The sequence below is a fragment of the Rhizobium sp. Root1212 genome (assembly GCF_001424985.1).
Lineage (GTDB): Bacteria > Pseudomonadota > Alphaproteobacteria > Rhizobiales > Rhizobiaceae > Pararhizobium.
On record NZ_LMDA01000005.1, the window covers coordinates 62,710 to 84,768 of the forward strand.

Below are 22,059 nucleotides of genomic sequence, written 5' to 3' on the forward strand. Positions count from 1 at the left end.
AAAATGTCTTCAAAAGGGATCGGGAATGGACAGCCTTCTCACCTGCGGTTAACGATTTCAGAGTAGGAACAAAGAAAAACGGAAGCCTCATCGGAAGTCGGTAGCGAACATGAGAAATCCAGCAGATGATCTGCAAACGGGCGCGCTCCGAGCCGCTGACGACCCGGCGCCGCAATCGGCGCTCTACGCGCTGCTGGGGCGGCTGCGTTCCGCCCTGAATCGCCCCTTCGACACACAGGCCATCCGGCAATTGCAGCAGCAGGTCGAGGATCAATCCGCCCTTGTCCGCCAGGTCGAAGCAGCGCTGGCCGGCGCCGAGATCTTCGAGCGGGCCGCCGCCGTAGCCCGCATGGGCACCTGGCAGTGCGAGTTGCCCAACGAGCAGCTGACCTGGAGCAACGGCACCTACGATCTCTTTGGCCAGTCGCGCAGCCGCGGCCTTGTCCGCAGCGAAATCCTGAAAAGCTATTCCGAAGAATCGCTGGCGCGCCTGCAGGCGGTGCGCGGCAAGGCCATCCGGGAGGAAGACGGCTTCAAGCTGGATGCTGAGATCAACAGCCCCGAATTCGGCAAGCGCTGGATCAGGATTTCCGCCACGATCGAGCGCCGCAACGGCGAGCCGATCCGCCTGTTCGGCATCAAGCAGGACATCACCGAAGAGAAGAAAACCTTCGAGCACATGCGGCATCTGGCCGAACATGACATGATGACCGGGCTTGCCAACCGCACCCAGGTCCAGGTGCGGCTCGCCGGCATCTGCGGGGCAAGCGGCACAGGCGGTGCGCTGATGCTGATCGACCTCGACTCCTTCAAGGAGATCAACGACACGTATGGTCACGCTTTCGGCGACGAATGCCTGATCGAGTTCACCCGCAGGCTGACGAGCACCTGCCAGTCGGCAGAGCTGATCGCCCGTATCGGCGGCGATGAGTTCGCCGTGCTCTTCGGGCCGTCCGTCGGCCGCGACGTCATCGAGCGCGTGGCGCGGCATGTGGTCGAGGCCGCCCGGATGCCGATGACCTGTTTCGGCCACACCTTCAATGTCAGCGCCTCCGTCGGCTTTGCCTTCGCCGAGGGCGAAACATCCACGGAACTCTTCACCCGCGCCGACCTCGCGCTCTACGCGGCAAAGGCCGTCGGCGGCGACGCTTTCCGGGGCTCTGCACCGGCGTAGTCCACGCGCGGTCCGCATCGGCGCAACGCCCGAGGTTAAGGTGCCCGCCACCGCTGCATGACATCGTAAAAAAGCCGGTTGCTGCGACCGGCCATGAACGCGCGGATACCGCAGATTTTCTTTCCAATGCGCAGCGCTTCGCCGCGGCCTTCCGCCATGCCGGTTTGCGAGGGCCGTCGTCTGCGCGATCACCTCGGTTTTCCACGAAAGATTTTACTCGAAAAATTGAAAGTCTTGTTCGGTTCGTAAGCACCCGGCCTTCTTGCGAGAAATGGCGCCTATTGTAACCGGCTGGTTTTATTAAAAATTAACGAAATCGGATATTTTCACGAACCTGACATCCGTCCAACTGGACTGTTTCGGCCAGATTGACACACTGATACCGTCGGCTCACAAAATGCGATGCAGGGTTCAAACGTCAGGAGGAGGAAAGAATGACGATACCCCCAGGAGCATCACCACAGCTATACAACGAGGACCTCGCGCCCGCGAAAGTGCGCAATTGGGGCGCCTTCTCCATTTTCAACGTCTGGACTTCGGACGTGCACAGCCTGTGGGGCTATTATCTCGCCGCCAGCCTGTTTCTGTTCTGCGGCAGCTTCGTGAACTTCCTGCTTGCCATCGGCATCGGCTCGCTGGCGATCTTCTTCCTCATGCACATGGTCGGCCTTGCGGGCGTGCGCACCGGCGTTCCCTTCCCCGTTCTCGCCCGCGCTTCCTTCGGCATCTGGGGCGCGAACTTCCCGGCCCTCGTGCGCGCCATCGTCGCCTGCTTCTGGTATGGCGCACAGACGGCGGCCGCTTCCGGCGCCATCGTTGCCCTGCTCGTCCGCAACGAGAGCCTGCTGCAGTTCCACCAGTCCAGCCACATGCTCGGCCATTCAACGCTGGAAGTCATCTGCTACGTCGTCGTCTGGGCGCTGCAGTTGCTGATCATCCAGAACGGCATGGAAACCGTGCGCCGCTTCCAGGATTGGGCCGGTCCCGCCGTGTGGGTCATGATGCTGCTGCTGGCGGTCTATCTGGTCGTCAAGGCCGGCGGCTTCTCCTTCAGCCACACCATCCCGATGGACGTGCTGCTCGAAAAGACCAAGGATGCGGGCGTGCCCGGCACGCCGGGGTCGTTTGCGGCGCTCATGGCCGTCGCCGCGATCTGGGTCACCTATTTCTCGGCGCTGTACCTCAACTTCTGCGACTTTTCGCGCTATTGCCCGAGCGAACGCTCGCTGACCATCGGCAACCTCTGGGGCCTGCCGGTCAACCTGATCCTGTTCTCGCTGGTCGCCGGCGTCACCACCATTGCCGCCTTCAAGGTCTACGGCGAGGTGCTGCTGTATCCGGACCAGGTCTCGGCGAAGTTCGACAGCATCTTCCTGGCGCTGCTCGCGGCACTGACCTTCGCGGTTGCAACGCTCGGCATCAACGTCGTCGCCAACTTCGTCTCGCCGGCCTTCGACTTCGCCAACGTCTTCCCGAAGCATATCGACTTCAAGAAGGGCGGCTATATCGCAGCGGCAATCGCGCTGGTGCTTTATCCGTTTGCCCCTTGGGAAGGCGGTGCCGCCCACTTCGTCAACATGGTCGGCAACACCATGGGCCCGATCTTCGGCGTGATGATGGTCGATTACTACCTTATCCGCAAAGGCCGGGTGAATGTCGAAGCCCTCTATCGCGAAGACGGCGAGTTCCGCTTCGAAAACGGCTGGCACGTCAACGCGCTGATCGCAGCCGGCATCGGCATCGTCTTCTCGTCGATCCTGCCCGGCATGACCTCGATCATGCCGTCCTGGTGGGGTGTGTACGGCTGGTTCTTCGGCGTCGCCATCGCCGGCGTGATCTACTACGGACTGCGCGCATCGAAGGTCGGCAAGGCCTACCCGGTCTGATACCGACCCAGGCGTCGAAACTTGAGTGAGCGGCCTGAAAGCCGCTCATTCTGCTTTATGCGGCCGCGCCATGGGCCGGAAACCTATCCGCCTAACCGCCCGCATCGTCCGAAGAGCATTCGTAGAGCTTGGCGCCGGTCGCGGCATCAATCCCCTTGAGGCTCAAGCCATACCCCCAGAGCCGGCGGATATGGGCGAGTGTCGCGTCGCGCTGCTTCTCCTCCAGCAAAATGCCGTTTTTGACCAGATGCTGCAGCCGCAGCCGCCGGTCGCCCAGCAGATCGACATCGACCACCTGGATATCCGGACGATTGGCGCCGGGATCGTAGTTGCGCGCAAGGGCCGCTCGCACGGCGGAATAGCCGCGCTCATCATGGATGGAAGCAACCTCGCAAAAGCGGTCCCTGGCGCGATCGGAAAGATGGAACAGGCGGAATTTGCGGATCAGCGCCGGGCTTAGATATTGCAGGATGAAGGATTCGTCCCGGTGGTTCTCCCAGGCGTCGATCAGGGTTCCCATCCAGTCGCCATTGCCGGCGATGGTGGGAAACCAGTCCCTGTCCTCCGAGGTCGGCATCATGCAGATGCGCTCGATATCCTGCATCATCGCAAAACCGAGAGCGTAAGGGTTCAGGCCTGAAAAGCGCGGGTCGTCGAAGCCCGGCTGGAACACTACGTTGGCATGGCTCGCCAGCAGTTCGAGCATCGCCCCTTCGCTCATCCGGCCCTGATCGAACAGCCGATTGATGATCGTGTAATGCACGAAAGTCGCACAGCCCTCGTTCATCACCTTGGTCTGGCCCTGCGGGTAGAAATACTGCGCGATCACCCGGACGATCCGCAGGATTTCCCGCTGCCAGGGTTCGAGGATCAGGCTATGCTTTTCGAGGAAATAGAGCAGGTTTTCCTCAGGCAGGTGCAGTGCCTTCTTGCGCTCCAGCGCCTCACGCTCGGCTTCCGCGATATCGGCGGATCCGGTCGTGGCCGGCAGGGTGCGCCAGAGGTCGCTATAAACCTGTTCCTCGTATTCCAGCCGTTCGCGCGCCCGCTCCGTCACCTTTGCCGGCGAAAGCCGCGGCGGCCGGCGATAATGGAAGACCCCCTGATCCATCAGCGCATGGGCCGAATCCAGGATTTCCTCCACCGCGGCGATGCCATGCCGCTCCTCGCATTTGGCGATGTATTTCTTGGCAAAATCCATATAGCCGAGGATCGCGCCGGCATCCGTCCATTGGCGGAAGAGGTAGTTGTTCTTGAAGAAATGGTTGTGGCCGAAGGCGGCGTGCGCCGTCACCAGTGCCTGCATCGGCATGGTGTTTTCTTCCATGAGATAGGTGATGCAAGGGTTGGAATTGATGACAAGCTCATAGGCGAGCCCCCGGTGACCCTTGCGGTAGAGATGGCTTTCGGCGGCAAAACGCTTGCCGAAGGACCAATGCTGATACATCAGCGGCATGCCGATGGAGGAATAGGCATCGAGCATCTGCTCGGAGGAGATGATCTCGATCTGGTTGGGATAGACATCCAGCCCCATCTCGCCGACGGCGATCTCCTCGATGGCCTCGTAGGCGCGCGACAGCGTGGCGAAGTTCCATTCGGAACTTTCGAACAGCAGCTTGGCGTCTCTGGCCATGGTCGCTTCCTTCATCGGCCGGGCTGGACCGCCTTGTGCCGGGCAAAGAGTTTTCGGAAAACCGGGTAGATATCGGCGGGCCGTGCGATGCGGGTCATCTGGAAGTTCGATATCGCACCATCGACGATGCGGTAGGCCCGCCAGAGCGCGGTGCCATTGTCGGTCGAGCCAAAAATCTCGCTTTCCCGCTCATCGATGATTTCGACATAAGCGTAGTACTGGCAGAGCTTCATGACCTCGTCGCGCAAAAGCTTGGCGCAGCGCTCGGAATCCCCCGTCGCGTTGTCGCCGTCGGAGGCCTGCGCCGCATAGATGTTCCAGATGTCGGAGGGATAGCGGTCAAGCACGATGCGCTTCATCTCTTCCAGCGCCGTGGAGACGACCGTGCCGCCGCTCTGCTTGCTGAAGAAGAAGGTTTCCTCATCGACCTCCCGCGCCTCGTCCGTATGGCGGATGAAGACGATCTCGATGCGCTCGTAGCGCCGTTTCAGGAACAGGTGCAGCAGTACGAAGAAGCGTTTCGCAAGGTCCTTTTCCCGCTCGCCCATCGAGGCCGAGACGTCCATCAGGCAGAACATCACCGCATTGGCATTGGGAAGCGGCTGGCGCTCGAAGCGGTTGAAGCGCACATCGACCGGATCGACATAGGCGATGCGTTTGCGCCGCCGCTCCAGGGCTTCCAATTCGATACGCAGTGCCGCAAGCCGCCGCCGCTGCACGGCGGATAGGTCGGGCTCCGCCTCAAGCGCCGCGATCTCGTCGGTGACGGCCTGGTATTCCCTGCCGCTCGGGCGATGCAACGCGATGCGCCGTCCGAAGCTGTTGCGCATCGTGCGCCCGACATTGATGTTGCTTGGCGTGCCCAGGGTGGTGAAGCCAACGCGGTGGAGCTTGTAGATCACCGTTTCCTTGAGGTTGAGCTTGACCATGTCGGGAAGCTCCAGATCCTCGAAGAAAAGATCGAGGACCTCGTCGCGCGACAGAACGAAGAGAAAATCGTCCTCGCCTTCGCCCTGCCCCGGTCCACGGCCGCCGCCCTGGCCGCCGCCGCTGTCGGGCTTGCCGATGCGGTCGCCCGCCGAAAAGCTTTCATTGCCGGGCAGCACATATTGCCGCTCGCCGCTGGCGGTGGAAGGGCGAAAGCTCGGTTCGTCCGCGCCTCGCTTCGGCACCGGCACGCCGTGGGCGGCATCGACATCGGCGATCTTGTCGGATTTGACGCGATCGCTGATCGCCCGCTTCAACTCGTCGTGCACACGCTTCAGGAAACGCTGCCGGTTTCCGAGGCTGCGATCCTTCGGGTTGAGCCGACGATCGATGAAATTCGGCATGGGTCGGCCCCCGCAACGGCGTTTTCAGCCGGCCTTGTTGACACGCATGTACCAGTCGACCAGCCGCCGGACCTGCCGGACGGTATAACCCCGCGCGGTCATGCGCTCGACGAAATCGGCATGCTGCTTCTCGGTCGCGCTGTCCTTCTTCGAGCCGAAGCTGATGACCGGAAGCAGGTCCTCGACCTGGCCGAACATGCGCTTCTCGATCACCTCGCGCAGCTTTTCGTAGCTCGTCCAGGAGGGGTTGCGGCCGCCGTTGCGGGCGCGGGCGCGCAGGGTGAACTTGACCACCTCGTTGCGGAAATCCTTCGGGTTGGCAATGCCCGCCGGCTTTTCGATCTGGGACAGCTCGCTGTCGAGGATGTCGCGGTTGAGAATCTGGCCGGTGTCCGGGTCCTTGAAATCCTGGTCTTCCAGCCACGCATCCGCATAGGCGATATAGCGGTCGAACAGGTTCTGACCGTACTCGCTGTAGGATTCCAGATAGGCCTTCTGGATTTCATGGCCGATGAATTCGGCATAGCGGGCGGCAATTTCCGAGCGGATGAAGTCGAGATAGTTCGCCTCGGTTTCCTTGGGAAACTGCTCGCGGCGGATCGCCTGTTCGAGGACCAGCATGAGGTGGACCGGATCGGCCGCCACCTCCTTGGTGTCATAGTTGAAAGTCTCCGACAGCACCTTGAAGGCAAAGCGCGTGCTGATGCCGTTCATGCCCTCGTCGACGCCGCCGACATCGCGATATTCCTGCAGCGACCTCGCCTTGGGATCGGTGTCCTTCAGGTTTTCGCCGTCATAGACGCGCATCTTGGTGTAGGTCGGCGAGTTCTCGTGCGGCGTCAGGCGAGTGGCAACCGTGAAACGGCTGAGGTTTTCCAGCACCTCGGGCGCACAGGGGCTTTCGGCAAGCTCGCTTTCGCGCAAAAGCTTCTCATAGATCAACCGCTCCTCGGTAATCCTGAGGCAATAGGGCACCTTGACGACGAGGATACGATCAAGAAAGGCCTCGTTGTTGCGGTTGTGCTTGAATTGCAGCCATTCCGACTCGTTGGAATGGGCAAGAACGATCCCCTGATAGGGAAAGCTGCCAAAGTTTTCGGTGCCGTTGTAGCTACCCTCCTGCGTGGCAGTCAGCAACGGATGCAGCACCTTGATCGGCGCCTTGAACATTTCGACGAATTCCAGCAGCCCTTGCGTGGTGCGGTTGAGACCGCCGCTATAGGAATAGGCGTCGGGGTCGGCCTGGCTGAAATTTTCAAGCTGGCGAATATCGACCTTGCCGACCAGCGCCGACACGTCCTGATTGTTCTCGTCGCCCGGTTCGGTCTTGGCGATGGCGATCTGGCGCAACCGTGACGGCATCAGCTTGACGACGCTGAACTTGGAGATGTCGCCGCCGATCTCGTCCAGCCGCTTCGTCGCCCACGGCGAGATGAGGCCGGTGAGCCGCCGCTTGGCTATGCCGTATTTTTCCTCCAGCAGGTCGCCCATACGCTCGCGGCTGAAGAGACCGAGCGGGGATTCGAACACCGGGCTGATCTTGCCGTCGACGGCAAGCGTGTAGATCGGCTGCTCTTCCATCAGCTTCTTCAGGCGTTCGGCCAGCGACGACTTACCGCCGCCGACCGGACCGAGCAGATAGAGAATCTGCTTGCGCTCTTCGAGCCCTTGCGCGGCATAGCGGAAGTATCCGACGATCCGCTCGATCGTGTCTTCCATGCCGTAAAAGTCGGAAAATGCGGGGTATATCTTGATCGTCCGGTTGGCGAAGACCCGGCCAAGGCGCTCATCCGTGCTCGTATCGACCAGCTTCGGCGCGCCGATAGCAGTAACCATGCGCTCGGGAGCGGTCGCATACATGCTCGCATTGTCGCGGCAGCCCAGCAAATATTCCTGCAGGCTCAACGTCTCTCTGGCTTCGCTCGCGTAAGCTTTTGAGAAGAGGTCGAAAACGTCACTGCCGTCGGTTCGCATGGAACTCTCCCACAGTCGCTGGACCAGGCCGCGCTCTGGTTTGGCGGCCTCTAGCCAATAGACGAATCAGCCAGGCATTTTGTTCCCATCGTCGATGAAAAAGACAATAAACCACCCACCCCCATGCGGCAAGGCATCCATGCGCCCCACACCGTCGGACCTGGCCGTCGGCACACGTTCTGACAATGACCATGCCGCAGCTAAAGAGCGGAGCGAAAACCACGCCTCTTCCGCCTGATTGGCAGGCCCGTATTACTTACGGGTCAGGCTGAAGGAAAAATGGCTGCCGCGGTGGTAGTCGATGGCGTAGTTCACCGGAGCGCCGGCGGCGTTGAAACAGGTTTCCGTGATGAGCAGAGCCGGACCGAAATCCCTGAGGTCATGGCGCTCGACCACCTCTTCCGGCAGCATGACGGCCGACACGCTTGCCGCCGACATGCGCGGGCGGTTGCCGTATTCGTCCATCAGCGCCATCAACGAACCGCTCCAGTCGATATCATAGAGCCGGCCGGCGACGAGGCTGCGGGGTACATAGTCGATGCAGTAGAGGATCGGCTGGTCATCATGCAGCCGGATGCGCTCGATACGGATCACCCGGTCCGCCGGGCCGAGCTGCAGGCTCTCGGCAACGCGCTTGTCCGGCACCTCCTCGGAAATGGAAAGCACCTTGTTGACCGTGCGATAGCCGTACTGCTGCGCCATGTCGGTGACGCTTTCGAAGACCGTGATCGGCCGGTCGACCTGAACGGCCGAAAGTGCGGAGACGAAACGGCCGCGGCCATGCTCGACAAAGATGACGTCGTCCTGTTCGAGCAGCTTTAGCGCCTCGCGCAGCGCCGGTCGCGAAATCTTGAAACGTTGGGTCAGCTGCGCCTCGGTCGGCAGCTTGTCGCCCGGCTTCAGCCCCTCGTCCTTGATCAGATCGGCAATCCGGTCCCTGAGCTGGACGGCAAGGGTACGCGAATCGCGAAGGGGTTCGTCCACCGGGTGCCTCGTTCGACTGGTAATCTTCAAGACCTTTCTTGTCTGACATATCCGGGATGGTCAAGAGGAGGCCGAAGCGCCGCAACCCCGCAGAATACGCGGCTCTGCGCTTTCCGGAAATTTCCACAACTCGCCTTGACACAACTCGCCCACGATGTCAGTTGTCTTACAACATTGAAACCGGCAGCAGTAAGGGGCGTATCCATGCTGAACTTCGACGAACAGAGATTCTTGCGCATCCAGTCGGGTGCCGTCGGCCTGCAGAAGCGGCTCGAAACGGTGATCGCATCCTGCCTTGCGGCGGGCGCGGAAAACATCTTCTTCCTCGGCACCGGCGGCGCGGCGATCCTGATGCAGCCGGCCGCTCAACTGCTGCAGCGCCGCTCGCGCTTCCCGGCCTTCATCGACATGCCGGCGGAACTCGTTCTCACAGGCTCGGCGAACCTGACTGAGAAGTCGATCGTCGTCATGCCCTCGCTTTCCGGTACGACGAAGGAGAGCGTCGCGCTGCTCGCCAAACTGAAGGAGATCGGCGCCACGGTGCTGACGCTCGTCGGCCATGAGGAAACCCCCCTCGGCAAGGGCGGCGATCATGTCTTCGTCAACTTCGCCGAGGACGACACGTCCTGCGAATCCTTCTATCTGCAGTCCCTGTTCGTCGCGCTGGCGATCCTCAAGCATCGCGGCGAGATCGAAAACCACGATGCAATCGTCGCGGAACTGACGCGCCTTCCCGAACTGCTTCTCGAGGTGAAGCGCGCCTATGAGCCGAAGGCCGAAGCCTTCGCCAAGGTGCTTGCCGGTTCCGACTTCCACATCGTCACCGGCGCCGGCAACGTCTGGCCGGAGGCCTTCTACTACGGCATGTGCATCCTCGAAGAAATGCAGTGGATTCGCACCCGTCCCGTCCATGCCTCCGATTTCTTCCACGGCACGCTGGAACTGGTCGAAAAGGGCGTCAGTGTCATCCTGTTCAAGGGCGAGGATGCCTTGCGGCCGCTCGCCGATCGCGTCCAGAACTTTGCCCCGAACTATACCGACAAGCTGACGGTGCTCGACACCGCCGACTTCGAGCTGCCGGGCATTTCGCCGGAAGTGCGCGGCCTCATTTCGCCGGTGCTGCTCGCGACGGTTCTGGAGCGCATCAGCGCCCATCTGGAAGTCATGCGCAACCATCCGCTGACGACCCGCCGCTACTACAAGCGCGTCGCCTATTAAAATCAGCGACTTGACCGAAAGCCTCAAAGCCGCGAATGACCGTGTTCGCGGCTTTGCCGTCCCTTACGAGAGCAGCATGAAGAGCTACCGCTTCGCCGCCGTCGGCGACAATTGCATCGACCGGTTCCAGCCGCCCGTCTCGACGTCGCTCGTGGGCGGCAATGCTGTCAATGTCGCCGTGCAGCTGGCGCGGCGCGGCCAGGTGTCATTCTATTTCGGCGCCATCGGCCCGGATCGGGCGGGGCGCTGGACGCGGGAACTGCTGGCGCAAAACGGTGTCGATGTCACCTATCTGAGGGAACGGCCGGGCATCACCGCCTACACCGATATCGAAGTCCTCCCCTCCGGCGAACGCGTCTTTGCTTACGAGGATTTCGGTGTCTGCGCCGGTTACCGGCCGGATGAGGCCGAGATTGCCGTGCTGAAGACCATGGATCATGTTCATATCGGCTGGATGGACGACGGCGGCGACCTGCGCCGCACGCTTGCCGCCGCCGGCGTCAGCGTTTCCCAGGACATTTCCGTCAATGCCGACCCGGCCAATCTCGGCACCAACGGCCTTGCCATCGCCTTCGCCTCGGCCGGCAGCGATGACGGTGCGGCCGATGCGCAGCTGGAATGCCTGCTTGGCGACGGCGTGCCGCTTGCCGTCGTCACGCGCGGCAGCAAGGGCTCCCTCGTCAGTGACGGCACCGATCGTTTCGAGGCGGGCATCAAGCCGGTGGAGGTGGTCGACACGACCGGCGCCGGCGACAGCTTTATCGCCGGCTTCCTCGCCGCCCGCATTGCGGGAAGGTCCCTGCCCGAGTGCCTGACAGCCGGGCGCGATCAGGCCGCCTTCACCTGCACCCATGTCGGAGGCTTCCCGCAGGAAGCCCGGCCGCTCTGAAAATCACTTCAGGACGAGCCAGCCCGACAGGATGATGATCGCAGCGCCCACCAGCGTATGCACCTCCACGGGCGTCGCGAACAGGAAGACGCCGTAGAGGCAACCCCAGATGATCTGGCTGTACTGGAACGGCGCGACCACCGAGGCCTCGCCGACCCGGAAGGCCCGTACCAGCAGCGCATGGCCGCAGAGCAGCAACGCGCCGCCCGCCACCGCGAAGCCGAGGTCGGGCGTGCCGAGCGATACCAGCTCGCCAGAGACCGCCGCTACCGCGAAGGCAACCGGCGTCATGACGACGAGCAGGCTTGCCACCAGCGCCTCGTCCGTCTCCGCCACCTTCGCACGACGCAAGAGGATCAGCGAGAGGGCGAAAAACACGGCAGAGCCGAAGGCGGCGAGATGACCGAGATTGAGCGGTGCCACGCCCGGCTTCAACGCCACGACGACGCCGGCGAAACCGATCAGCACGCCGGCCCAGCCGATGCGCGACAGCCGCTCCCCGAGAAAGACGAAGCCCAGCATCGCGACGAGGATCGGCGTCAGGAAGGCGATGAGATAGGCTTCCGCCAGCGGCAGCTTCGCAAAGGCATAATGGATCAGCAGCGTATCGAGCGCCAGGAGCAACGCCCGCCAGAAGGCAAGCGACGGCTGGCGCGGCACGAGGCGGCGGACCCGGCCGGTGGCGAGCGCATGGATCAGAAGCAGGATCAACGCCGCTGCCGTGACAAGCAAGGTCACCTGCGGCGGCGGGATCGTGCCGGCCATGATCTTCACGATGGCATCGGTTGCGGAGAATACGAAGAAGGCGACGAGCACGAGCAGCGCGCCCCGGCCGTTCGACGGCACGACCGGCACACTGTCGTTCTCTGCCACGGTCGCCTCAACGGACATTGAAGCGGCCGAACCTTTGCTCGATGCGGGCCTGGGCATATTCCAGGCAGATCGAAAGGACCCAGTAGATCATCGAGGCGGTGATCAGCATCTCGATATGACGGAACTCGGTCTGGCCCTGGGTGCGGGCAAGATACATGATTTCCCAGACGCCGACGACGGAGACCAGCGACGAGTCCTTCAGCATGGCGATGAACTGGTTGCCGGTCGGCGGAATGATGACGCGCATCGCCTGCGGGAGGATGACGAGCATCATCGTCTGCGCCGGGCTGAGGCCGAGCGCGGTCGCGCCCTCCGTCTGCCCACGGTCGATGCTCTGGATGCCGGCGCGGAAAATTTCCGTCATGTAGGCCCCGTAGCAGAGCGACAGCGCCAGAATGCCGGCCGGCACGGCGCTGATGACATAGCCCACCTGCGGCAGGCCGAGATAGATGATGTAGATTTGCATGAGCAGCGGCAAGCCACGGAAGAGCGACGTGTAGAAAGTCGCAAGGCCGTAGACGACGCCGTTGCTGGAAAGTTTCGCGATGGCCCCGGCCAATGCAATGATCGTGGCGATGATGATCGAGATCGCGGAAATATAGAGCGTCGTCGTCACGCCCTGGGTGATGAGGAAGCCGATCTTCTTGGCGATGAAGGTAAAGGACAGATCGAAGGAATAGAAGAACAGCATCAGGAGCACGAACAGCTCGATCCAGACGCCGATCACCTGGTAGCGGCGCGGCAGCTGGCGCAGCGCCTTCCAGTTAGCGGCGACGATGAGCGCGATCAACACCGACGAGACGATGCGGCTGACGACCGGATTGTCCTTCAGCCAGTCGGTCGAGGGCGGCAGGACATGACCGATCCAGGCGGAACTGATGCCGATGGCATAAAGCACCGCCGCGACGACGGCGAGGATCAGCAGGCCGCCAGCCCTGCGCGATGCTTCGGGATAGGTGAGTATCAATCGGCCAATCATGTTCCGCCCCTTTTTTCTTTCTTGATGCCGCTCAGGCCGCGCGTTCGCGCCACCAGTCCTGCGCCTGGAGTTTCCAATAGGTGAGCTGAGCCACCGCAAGCCCGGCAATACCGCCGGCCCAGACGAGGCCGAAGGGCTCGAAAAGCCTGTAGCGCTCGGTCTCGCCGAGAATGCCTTCGGCGATGACCTTGCCGCCGATGGCCGTCGTGTTGAGGCCATGGCCGCCGAAGGCCGTGCAATACCATACACCGGGCGCCATACGCCCGATCTGGGGCATCAGGTGACGGGCATAGGACATGAGCCCGGACCAGGCGAGTTCGGTCTTGAGGCCGGCCAGCTGCGGATAGGTACCGACCATTTCGGCGCGCAATTCCTTGACGAGGCCGGCCGTCGAGGCGGCATGGGTAGTGATGCGCCCGCCCCAGAGGATGCGGCGGCCACCATCGACGAGGCGGTAATAGTCGCCGGCCCGGCGGTTGTCGCCGATGGCGCTCCGCGTGGCGATCGCCGTGGCGATCAGTTCCGGCGCATCCTCGCTGACCATGACATAGGTGGCGATGGGCAGGTAGGAGCGCTTCAGCTTGCCGTTCAGCGATCCGGTATAGCCGCCCGTCGTGAAGACGACATCCTTGGCCTTCACTTCGCCGCCGGCCGTCTTCACGCGCTTTTCCGCGCCGGAAAAATCAACCGAGAGTGCCGGCGACTGCTCACAGATGCGCCCGCCGAGGCGTTCGATTTCCCGCGCGATGGCGCGCAGGTAATTGAGCGGGTGCATGTGGAAGGCGTTCGGATTGCGCAGCGCCTGGAAATAGCGCTCGGACTTCAGCACGGCGCGCACGGCGTCGCGGTCCATATATTCGAGTTCGTAGCCATATTCCTTGCGGGTCGCTTCCGCATAGGCCTTGAGGCTTTCGCCATCGTCATAGCGCAACACGCTCATGATGCCGGGCTCGGGGGCGGCATCGTCGATGCCAAGCGTCCTGATGTTTTCGCGGATGAACTCCATACCTTCGATAGAGAGATGGTGCAGCTTGCGCGCATTGTCCTTGCCGGCGATACGGGCAATATCCTCCCCACCCGTCGCGTAGCCGGGGCTGACGAAGCCGCCATTGCGGCCGGAAGCGCCGAAGCCGACGCTTTCAGCTTCCAGCACCGTGACGCGCTTGCCGGCGCGGGCAAGCTGCAGCGCGGCCGAGAGGCCGGCGAGGCCGCCGCCGACGATGACTGCGTCGCATTCCACCGTGCCCGAAAGGGCCGGGCGCGCCGTCTGGTCCGCCATGGTTCGTTTGTAATAGGTGTCCGGATAGGTCATCGGCATGCTCCCCCTCGAATAAAATAGTGGCGCGGGCGAAAGTGCCGCCCGCGCCGGTCGTCGATCAGTCTGCGCTGTAGTCCTTGCCATACCACTTGGTGGTCAGCGTACCCAGCGTGCCGTCCTTCTTCATCTCCTCGATGATGCCGCCAACCTTGGCGGTCCATTCCGGATCAACCTTCTCGGCGATGACGACGAGCGGCTCGCGGAAGGCATATTCGCCATCGAGAACCTTGACCGGGTAGCCGTTCTTGATGGCGTTCATCGCGGTCTGTTCCGGCGCGATGACGGCATCGAGACGAACGCCGGCGCCGAGGCGCAGGTCGTCGAAGGGCAGCATGGAGTCAGCAAACGTGCGAACTTCGCCCGGCTCCAGCTTGTATTCGATCGGCGGCAGGCCCGGCGCATCGATTTCAAGCTTGCGATTGATGAAGTCTTCCGAGGTCGTCGCCGTCTCGACGCCGATGACCTTGCCGTTGAGGTCGGTCACCGACTTGGCGTCACTGTCCTTGTGCACGACGTAGACGTAAGGGCTGTAGTAGTAGATGCCGACGAAGTCGATCACCTGGGCGCGGGCCTTGGTCGGCGTGACGGAACCGACGCCGAGGTCATAACGGCCCTGCCAGCGGCCGCCGGTCAGCGTCGCCCAATCCGGTGTCTCGAAGCTCACCTCGACGCCGAGGCGCTTGGCGATCTCGCGCGACACGTCGATGTCGAAGCCGACCATCTCGTTGCTGTCGTCGAGATAGCTCTGGGGCGGCCAGCCGCTGTTGGTGGCGACGACCATCGCCTTCTTTTCCATGACGCGGTTGAGCGTCTCGCCGGCATGGGCAGAGACGGCAGCGGCGACGAAGGCCGCACCTACGGCCAGTCGCACGAAAAGCTTTTTCATATGATCCTCCCAATGATCCATCAGTTTTATGTAAGATGTCTGACAACGAAATGTGTCAGGGGAAGGCTCATCAAGTCAAGGGTGGCAATGGGGTCAAATCATGAAACGATGAGATGAACCTATAGAAATCCGTTATGAATCCGCTATTCATGCCTAAAAACGCGCACCTGTTCCCAGCCGCACGTTGTCGTACATCATTGGATATCGCGGCGCGTTCGCCTGCCCCGTCAGGCAGAAACGCGACAGGGCGCCCCTTCGGAGCGCCCTGCCCTCAAGCCTTCGGGCTTGTAATTACTCTGCCGCCTGCTCGACCGTGCCGGATTTGGACGGGCCATTCTTCGCGCTCATCTTCTTGTAGAGGAAGAAATAGAGCCTGATGTACTGGCCGACCAGGATGGCGTTGAGGATCGTGCCTTCGCGGATGAACTTGATCTCGCCCAGGAAGCCGAGGCCGATCAGCGCCGCCGTCACCAGAAGCGTGCAGTCGAAAGCGGTCTTGATGTTGCCCCACTTCCAGCCGGTGCGCTTGAAGATGGTGTTGACGAACATATCGATCGGCATCAGCACCAGATTGGCGCGGATCATCAGGAACAGGCCGAAGGCGAGCGCCGCATCGCCGATCGCCAGCAGCGCGACCTTGTAATAATAGACGTCGAGCTGGATGAACTCGGTGAGCTTCAGGTTCAAGTCCAGGCAGACCGCCAGCACGAAGGCCGGGATCAGCGAGGCGAAATTCTTCAGCGTGAAATCCTTGGGCAGCACCAGATAGGTCAAGCCGAGCATGATCAGCTCGAGCATGAAGTTGTAGGTGCCCTGGCTGAGCGGCGGATAGACGAGCGTCATGGTGCGCGTCAGGCTGCTCTGCGGCGAAATGCCGACGCCGGCGCGGATCGCCAGGCTGACGCCGAAGGTCAGGATATAGATCCCGAGAATATACATGATCCAGCGCCGGGTCAGGCTGCCGGTATCGACGATTTCGGCTTCCGCCGCATTGTGTGCCATGGTTTCCTCCCAAGGGTGTTGCGCGGAGCCTCCCGTCACTCCCGGCCTGCCGCGCTTAAAAACGTTTTTACGCGGATGTCGCGGAACTCCTTCTCCCGGTCAATCCGCAAGATTTGTGATGCCGGCAGGCTTAAAGGCCTGCCGGCAATCCGATGTCAGTGCATCAGCCGGAAGCGATGCAGAGAAATGAAGAGGCTGAGCAGTTTGTTGACCACGGGCTCGCCTTCGTTGCGGTTGCCCATCTCCTCAAGGGCCGTATCGATGGCGCTGGCGGCAGCCGTCAGTTCGGAAACGCTCATGTTCGCCATGACGCCGTAGATTTCGAGCGGCATGACCGCCTTTTCGACCTTGCCGTCCGTGACGATGCAGGCGCCCGCATGGGTATCGACCTGCCTGACGCAGTGGCACATCTCCGCACTCTCCTCGCCCACGACGACGAAGTAGGGCTTCGGCGCCGGCCAGAAGGTCGCGACCGCGCCGCGATCGATCGAAACGCCCTTGAACAGGCCGTTGACGATATGGCGTTTGCCATCGGCATAGCGCTGGATGACCGACAGGCGGCTGTATTTGACGCCATCGACTTCCGGCACCACCTTGCCATCCTTCAACGGCGCCCAGACTTCCTGATAGAACTTGGCGTGGCCGCGGCCATAGACGTCGAAGAAATAGACCTTGGCCTGGCTGCCGTCCTCGGAGATTTCGAGCGGCACGATGTCCAACTGCTCCGGCGTGAGATCGCCGAGGCCGGGCACACCCTTCTTGCACATGCCGGAATAATCGATCTCGGCATTTTTCAAGAGCTTGCGGTTCTCCGCCACCAGCTCGCCGTCCTTGAAGACGTAAAGCGGGTTGATCTTCGACAGGCTGTCGGTCAGCACGATATCGGCGAAACGGCCCGGCGTCAGCGAGCCGATCTTGTCTTCCATGTGGAAGGAGCGCGCCGTGTTCAGGGTCGCCATCTTGATCGCATGGATCGGGTTGATGCCCATCTCGGCGCAGAGCGAGATGATCCAGTCCATATGTCCCATGGTCAACAGGCGCTCGACCGAGATGTTGTCGGTGCAGAGCATGAAGTTGTCGGTCGGCCATTTGCGGTCGACAATCGACCGCAACAGCACCTTGATCACTTCCGCGCTGCCGACGCCGAACTTGATATGGGTCGGGAAGCCGTAACGGATGCTCTTTTCGATGTCCTTCTCGTTCCAGACATCGTGATTGTTGGAGCAGCCGATGGCCGGCAGGTAGTTGAGGACCATGTCGGAGAGCGCGGTGACGCCCCAGTGACCATTCATGAACCCGCCGCGGGCGCGCACCCAGGCGGCTTTGCGGAAGTCGTCGTCATTGCCGGAGGAATAGGTGAAGTGCTCGAACTCGCCGAGACCGATCACCGGCTCCATCTTCAAGACGGCTTCCGTAACGGAGGCCGCCGTCTTCTTGCCCGGCGCGAAGGCGTAGAGCCGGTAGGGCAGCTTGTCGTAGTCGCGGAACAGGTTTTCCGCCGCCTGCACGCCCTCTTCGCCGGCAGCACTCAACAGGTCGAGGCATTCGGAATAGATGGTCGTGGTGCCGCAGGGCACCATCGCCTCGGCCAGCGCCGTCGGATGGGCAAGCTGGGATTCGAAATGGATATGGGCATCGATCAGGCCCGGAATGGCATAAAGCCCCTTGCCGTCGAAAACGTCCTTCACCTTCAGCACGGCCTCGTCCGGGTTGAGCGCGACGATGCGCTTGTCGTGGACAAGGATCGAGCCCTGATAGACGGTCTCACCGTGCACATCGAGGATGTTGAGGTTCTTGAGAAGCAGGTCCGCTTCCCCTTCCCCGTTCAGGATGGCAAAAATGGCGCGCACCTTGTCGTAGTGAGCGGCTTCCACTGTATTCACTGTAGTCCTCCAGTCAGTCTCCGCGGCGGCTCCTGCCCCCGCGCCTCTTGAAAACCATAGAACGCGATTGAACCGTTTCCGAAAAGCAGTATTTTCTGCGCAGAGCGTGCGCTTTTCGAGAACGGATGGAGGAGACGGAGATGCTGCATTCCCGCGTGCTGCGCTATATCGACGAGGTGGCGCGGCTGGGCTCGATCCGGGCGGCCGGCGAGCGCCTGAACGTCGCGCCATCGGCGATCAACAAGCATGTGCTACAGCTGGAAGAGGCGATCGGCGAGCCGCTGTTCGAGCGGCTGCCGCGCGGCCTGCGCCTGACGCCCGCCGGCGAAATCCTGCTTGCCCATGTGCGCCGGACGATCAAGGAATACAGCCAGGTCGAGGCGGAAATCCGCGATATCAAGACCCTACAGAGCGGCGAAGTCATCATCGCCACGATGAACGGCCTTGCCGGCGGCATCGTGCCGAAGGCAGCGGCCAGTTTTTGCGCCCGCCACCCGCGCCTGAAAATTTCCATCCGGGTGATGTTCGTGCGCGATATCGTGCAGGCTGTCATCGACGGCGAGGCAGATCTCGGCCTTGCCTTCAACCTGCCCGCCATGCCCCAACTCGAAACGCTCTGGAAGATCGACACGCGGCTGGGCGCCGTCGTCTCGCCCGAGCATCCGCTGGCCACCATGGAGACCCTGCCGCTTTCCTTCTGCGAGCCCTATCCGCTGATCTTTGCCGACAAGTCGATGCTGATCCACGGCATCGTCGCCGAAGCCTTCATGGAAGCGGGGCTTAGCGTGGAGCCCGCCTTCCTCACCAACTCCATCGAGGCGATGAAGTGCCTTGCCGCCAGCGGCGACGGCATCGCTTTTCTCAGCAAGTTCGACATTGCCGAGGAGCAGCGCAACGGCCTCCTGACCTATGTGCAGATCCGCGACCGCACCTTCGGAAAGAACGTGCTCTCGCTCGTCCAGCGCGAAAAGCGCGGCCGTGCGCTGGCCGCCTCGATGTTCGCCGATGAGATCATGCGTGCGTTGCGGGCGGCGGTGGAATGAGGTGAATTGGCTCTTCAGGAGATTTTGTAAATCTCCTACATTTCAATTGACGAATGTAGCTTTCTTCACTATATCCGAAATCACGCACGGCGAGAGAGACTTGAAGGCTCTGGCTTTCATAGGGGCCGTGACGTTTACCTGGAGGAAATCGATATGAAACGCCGTTTCGCGCTGGCTTCAGCGCTCGCAGTCCTGTGCTCGCATGTCTTCTCGGCCGGTGTCGCCGAAGCCGCGGGGATGACTGTTTATTGCCCGATGTCGGAAGACGATTGCGGCGCCGTCCTGAAGGCCTTCAAGGACGATACCGGTATCGAGGCGCAGTTCGTGCGCATCGGGGCCGGCGAAATCCTGGCCCGTATCCGCGCTGAAAAAGCCAATCCGCAGGCTGGCCTGTGGCTCGCAGGTGCGGCCGACAACTTCATCCAGGCCGCCAGCGAAGGCCTGCTCGCCGCGCACAAGGCGGCTAACATCGACAAGGTCGACCAGCGCTACACCGACAAGGAAGGCCGCTGGACGCCGATCTCGCTGTCGCCCATCGTCTTCGCCTACAGCCAGCAGGTCCTCGATGAGATCGGCGCCAAGCCGCCGACCAGCTGGAAGTCCTTCGCCGATCCGGTCTTCAAGGACAGTGTCGCACTCGCCCATCCGGCATCTTCAGGCACCGCCTATGTGGCGCTCGCCTCGATCGTCCAGCTTCTGGGCGAAGAGCCGGCCTTTGAACTGATGAAGGAAGTCGACAAGAACGTCGTGCAGTACACCCGCTCGGGTGTCGCTCCGTCGCGAATGGTCGCCAACAACGAGATCGCGCTTGCCATGGCCTATACGCAGGACATCGAAGCCGCCCTCGCACAGGGTTATCCGATCGGCTATTCCTTCCCGGAAGAAGGCACCGGCTTTGAAGTCAATGCCGCAGCCGCAGTCGCCAATGCACCGGAAGAGCAGGCCAAGGGTGCGAGCGCCTTCCTCGACTGGGTGCTGACCGACAAGGGCCAGGCTGCCATGGGCGCAACCTTCCGCGGCCCAATCGTGCCGGGCTACAAGAACCCCAACGCCAAGATCGACCTCTCCAGCGTGAAGATGATCGATTACGATTTCACCTGGGCGGGCCAGAACCGGGCACGCCTGCTGGAGCGCTACGAAAACGACGTGCGCCATAAGGCCGACGCCAAGTAACGGCGGCAGGCCCTATAACAGCAGGCAGGAGCATTCCCGCCTATTCTCCGGCGCGGGAATGCTCCACTCTTTTGTCTTACGCGATTCCGAGCGGCAGGCCGTTCCTGGAATTGCCCAAGGAGCCCCCATGACCCTCGTTTCGCAAGCGACCCCGCCCGCAAGGAGCGGGACGTCGCCGGCCTTTCTGCGCAAGATCGTCGTCGATCCGTGGCTGTTCGGCATCTTCGCCCTCGTCACACTCTCGGTATTAGTCTTCGCCGCCCTGCCGATCTTCGTCGTGATGAAGCAGGCCGTCGTCACCGATCACGGTTTCGATCTCGGCGTGCTGATCGACACGCTGTCCCAGTCCTTCGTCTGGACCTCGTTCCTCAACACGCTGTTGCTCGGCGCGACCTCGGCTGTGATCGCCACGGCCGCCGGCTTCCTGCTCGCTTTCTGCGCGACGCGCACCACCATGCCCGGAAAAACCTTCGTGCACGGCGTGGCGCTGCTGCCGATCATCTCACCGCCCTTCGTCATGGCGCTGGCGGTGGTCATCCTGTTCGGCCGCTCGGGCCTCATCACCCGCGAGTTGCTCGGCATCCGCAACGCCAATGTCTACGGCTTCCATAGCCTTGTTTTGATTCAGTCGCTGGCCTTCACGCCCATCGCCTATCTCAACATCCGCGGAATGCTGCAGTCGATCGATACGGCGCTGGAAGATGCTTCCGCCTCGCTCGGCGCCTCGCGCTGGACGACCTTTTCGCGGGTGACGCTACCGCTGGTGACACCGGCGATCCTGTCCTCGACGCTGCTCGTCTTCGTCAAGTCGGTCGAGGACTTCGGCAATCCGATGCTGATCGGCGGCAATTACAACACGCTCGCCGTCGAGGCCTATTCGCAGATGGTCGGCTATTTCAACCTGCAGGCCGGCGCGCTGCTCGCAAGCCTCATGCTGGTGCCGTCCATGACCGCCTTCCTCATCCATCGCTACTGGGTGAGCAAGCGCAGCTACGTCACCGTCACCGGCAAGCCGTCTACCCAGACGATCCGCATTTCCGGCGGGGTCGTCGTGCCGCTGACGCTCGGCTGCTACGCCATCGTCGCCGCCATCCTGCTGTTCTACCTGACGGTGGTCTACGTCTCCTTCACCAAGCTGCCCGGCGTCAATAACACGCTGACGCTCGATCACTACGCCACCGTCTTCACGGCCGGCTTCCAGACGCTCACCAACTCGCTGCTGCTCGCCGGCATCGCCACTCCGATCACCGCCATCGCCGGCATGTTGATCGCCTACCTTCTGATCCGTAAGGCGTTTCCGGGCAGCTTCCTCTTGCGATGGGCGACACTGCTCTCCTTCGCCGCCCCCGGCACCATCCTCGGTATCGGCTATGTCAGCACGTTCAATGCGGCCCCCCTGCTGCTCACCGGCACCGCCTTCATCGTCGTCGCTGCCATGGTGGTGAAGAACCTGCAGGTCGGCATCGAGGCGGGCTCCAACCAGCTGCGCCAGATCGACAAGTCGATCGAGGAGGCTTCCACCATCCTCGGCGCCTCGAACACGCGGACCTTCTTCCAGGTCACGCTGCCGCTCCTGAAGCCCGCGCTGTTCACCTCGCTCTCCTATGCGCTCACCCGCTCGCTGACGACGCTGTCGGCGGTGATCTTCCTGGTCTCGGCCAACTGGACGCTGATCACCGTCACCATCCTCTCGCAGGTGGAAACGCTGAAGCTCGGCGTCGCGGCGGCCTATTGCAGCATCCTCGTCTTCGTCGTGCTCGCCATCCTGGCGGTCATGCAGCTCGTTCTCAATTCGGCATCGAAGAGGTAAGCC

General features: G+C 62.0%; 17 protein-coding genes. 7 read left to right on the top strand and 10 right to left on the bottom strand.

Annotated elements, in window-relative coordinates; all coding sequences use genetic code 11:
- Nucleotides 1-109 precede the first annotated feature (109 nt).
- The gene (locus ASC86_RS09190) at nt 110-1,174 is read left to right on the top strand and encodes a sensor domain-containing diguanylate cyclase (protein ID WP_056319525.1); all 1,065 of its coding nucleotides are present in this window, start codon (nt 110-112) and stop codon (nt 1,172-1,174) included.
- Between the two features lie 434 nt (nt 1,175-1,608).
- Entirely contained in the window at nt 1,609-3,060 is a 1,452-nt protein-coding gene (locus ASC86_RS09195; protein ID WP_056319527.1) for an NCS1 family nucleobase:cation symporter-1, read from the top strand.
- 91 nt (nt 3,061-3,151) lie between these two features.
- Here ASC86_RS09195 and ASC86_RS09200 read toward each other — a convergent pair whose 3' ends face one another.
- From ASC86_RS09200 to ASC86_RS09215, 4 genes are all read right to left on the bottom strand, one after another.
- On the bottom strand, nt 3,152-4,693 hold the full coding sequence (locus tag ASC86_RS09200; protein ID WP_056319530.1) for a SpoVR family protein: 1,542 nt from the start codon (nt 4,691-4,693) through the stop codon (nt 3,152-3,154).
- A gap of 11 nt (nt 4,694-4,704) precedes the next feature.
- Nucleotides 4,705-6,024, bottom strand: a complete 1,320-nt coding sequence (locus tag ASC86_RS09205) for a YeaH/YhbH family protein (protein WP_056319531.1) — start codon at nt 6,022-6,024, stop codon at nt 4,705-4,707.
- Nucleotides 6,025-6,048: 24 nt separating this feature from the next.
- Nucleotides 6,049-7,998, bottom strand: a complete 1,950-nt coding sequence (locus tag ASC86_RS09210) for a PrkA family serine protein kinase (protein WP_056319533.1) — start codon at nt 7,996-7,998, stop codon at nt 6,049-6,051.
- 252 nt (nt 7,999-8,250) lie between these two features.
- Nucleotides 8,251-8,982, bottom strand: a complete 732-nt coding sequence (locus ASC86_RS09215; protein ID WP_056319535.1) for a GntR family transcriptional regulator — start codon at nt 8,980-8,982, stop codon at nt 8,251-8,253.
- A 204-nt stretch (nt 8,983-9,186) separates the two neighbouring features.
- On the opposite strand from ASC86_RS09215, the gene ASC86_RS09220 reads away from it, so the two are divergent.
- Nucleotides 9,187-10,200 (top strand): SIS domain-containing protein, encoded by a 1,014-nt coding sequence (locus ASC86_RS09220; RefSeq protein WP_056319537.1) that lies wholly within the window; start codon nt 9,187-9,189, stop codon nt 10,198-10,200.
- Between the two features lie 76 nt (nt 10,201-10,276).
- Entirely contained in the window at nt 10,277-11,089 is an 813-nt protein-coding gene (locus ASC86_RS09225) for a PfkB family carbohydrate kinase (RefSeq protein ID WP_056319635.1), read from the top strand.
- Between the two features lie 3 nt (nt 11,090-11,092).
- On the opposite strand, the gene ASC86_RS09230 is transcribed toward ASC86_RS09225, so the two are convergent.
- The 6 genes from ASC86_RS09230 to ASC86_RS09255 form a co-directional block, all read right to left on the bottom strand.
- Nucleotides 11,093-11,962 (bottom strand): DMT family transporter, encoded by an 870-nt coding sequence (locus ASC86_RS09230; RefSeq protein WP_244477569.1) that lies wholly within the window; start codon nt 11,960-11,962, stop codon nt 11,093-11,095.
- Nucleotides 11,963-11,969: 7 nt separating this feature from the next.
- Nucleotides 11,970-12,941 (bottom strand): amino acid ABC transporter permease, encoded by a 972-nt coding sequence (locus ASC86_RS09235; protein WP_056319543.1) that lies wholly within the window; start codon nt 12,939-12,941, stop codon nt 11,970-11,972.
- Nucleotides 12,942-12,972: 31 nt separating this feature from the next.
- Nucleotides 12,973-14,253: an FAD-binding oxidoreductase gene (locus ASC86_RS09240; protein ID WP_056319637.1), complete on the bottom strand. Its 1,281-nt coding sequence runs from the start codon at nt 14,251-14,253 to the stop codon at nt 12,973-12,975.
- Between the two features lie 64 nt (nt 14,254-14,317).
- Complete coding sequence (locus ASC86_RS09245; RefSeq protein WP_056319546.1) at nt 14,318-15,145, bottom strand: transporter substrate-binding domain-containing protein; 828 nt, start codon at nt 15,143-15,145, stop codon at nt 14,318-14,320.
- Nucleotides 15,146-15,436: 291 nt separating this feature from the next.
- Nucleotides 15,437-16,147: a DUF6198 family protein gene (locus ASC86_RS09250; protein ID WP_056319547.1), complete on the bottom strand. Its 711-nt coding sequence runs from the start codon at nt 16,145-16,147 to the stop codon at nt 15,437-15,439.
- A 155-nt stretch (nt 16,148-16,302) separates the two neighbouring features.
- Nucleotides 16,303-18,030, bottom strand: coding sequence for an amidohydrolase family protein (locus ASC86_RS09255; RefSeq protein WP_056319550.1), 1,728 nt, complete (start codon nt 18,028-18,030; stop codon nt 16,303-16,305).
- Nucleotides 18,031-18,170: 140 nt separating this feature from the next.
- Here ASC86_RS09255 and ASC86_RS09260 point away from each other — a divergent pair, with 140 nt between their 5' ends.
- The 3 genes from ASC86_RS09260 to ASC86_RS09270 all read left to right on the top strand — a co-directional run bounded on the left by ASC86_RS09260 (nt 18,171) and on the right by ASC86_RS09270 (nt 22,056).
- Nucleotides 18,171-19,073, top strand: a complete 903-nt coding sequence (locus ASC86_RS09260; RefSeq protein ID WP_056319638.1) for a LysR family transcriptional regulator — start codon at nt 18,171-18,173, stop codon at nt 19,071-19,073.
- Nucleotides 19,074-19,226: 153 nt separating this feature from the next.
- Nucleotides 19,227-20,246: an ABC transporter substrate-binding protein gene (locus ASC86_RS09265; RefSeq protein WP_056319552.1), complete on the top strand. Its 1,020-nt coding sequence runs from the start codon at nt 19,227-19,229 to the stop codon at nt 20,244-20,246.
- 127 nt (nt 20,247-20,373) lie between these two features.
- Nucleotides 20,374-22,056 carry an iron ABC transporter permease gene (locus ASC86_RS09270; RefSeq protein ID WP_056319554.1) on the top strand — a complete coding sequence of 561 codons (1,683 nt, stop codon included), beginning with the start codon at nt 20,374-20,376 and terminating at the stop codon, nt 22,054-22,056.
- The last annotated feature ends 3 nt before the right edge of the window (nt 22,057-22,059 follow it).

Excerpts from the sequence above, each read along its gene's own strand:
- ASC86_RS09245 (WP_056319546.1), bottom strand. The coding sequence starts at position 15,145 with ATGAAAAAGCTTTTCGTGCGACTGGCCGTAGGTGCGGCCTTCGTCGCC.
- ASC86_RS09190 (WP_056319525.1), top strand. The coding sequence starts at position 110 with ATGAGAAATCCAGCAGATGATCTGCAAACGGGCGCGCTCCGAGCCGCT.
- ASC86_RS09240 (WP_056319637.1), bottom strand. The coding sequence starts at position 14,253 with ATGACCTATCCGGACACCTATTACAAACGAACCATGGCGGACCAGACG.
- ASC86_RS09205 (WP_056319531.1), bottom strand. The coding sequence starts at position 6,024 with ATGCCGAATTTCATCGATCGTCGGCTCAACCCGAAGGATCGCAGCCTC.
- ASC86_RS09220 (WP_056319537.1), top strand. The coding sequence starts at position 9,187 with ATGCTGAACTTCGACGAACAGAGATTCTTGCGCATCCAGTCGGGTGCC.
- ASC86_RS09250 (WP_056319547.1), bottom strand. The coding sequence starts at position 16,147 with ATGGCACACAATGCGGCGGAAGCCGAAATCGTCGATACCGGCAGCCTG.
- ASC86_RS09195 (WP_056319527.1), top strand. The coding sequence starts at position 1,609 with ATGACGATACCCCCAGGAGCATCACCACAGCTATACAACGAGGACCTC.
- ASC86_RS09200 (WP_056319530.1), bottom strand. The coding sequence starts at position 4,693 with ATGGCCAGAGACGCCAAGCTGCTGTTCGAAAGTTCCGAATGGAACTTC.
- ASC86_RS09265 (WP_056319552.1), top strand. The coding sequence starts at position 19,227 with ATGAAACGCCGTTTCGCGCTGGCTTCAGCGCTCGCAGTCCTGTGCTCG.
- ASC86_RS09210 (WP_056319533.1), bottom strand. The coding sequence starts at position 7,998 with ATGCGAACCGACGGCAGTGACGTTTTCGACCTCTTCTCAAAAGCTTAC.
- ASC86_RS09270 (WP_056319554.1), top strand. The coding sequence starts at position 20,374 with ATGACCCTCGTTTCGCAAGCGACCCCGCCCGCAAGGAGCGGGACGTCG.
- ASC86_RS09225 (WP_056319635.1), top strand. The coding sequence starts at position 10,277 with ATGAAGAGCTACCGCTTCGCCGCCGTCGGCGACAATTGCATCGACCGG.
- ASC86_RS09260 (WP_056319638.1), top strand. The coding sequence starts at position 18,171 with ATGCTGCATTCCCGCGTGCTGCGCTATATCGACGAGGTGGCGCGGCTG.
- ASC86_RS09235 (WP_056319543.1), bottom strand. The coding sequence starts at position 12,941 with ATGATTGGCCGATTGATACTCACCTATCCCGAAGCATCGCGCAGGGCT.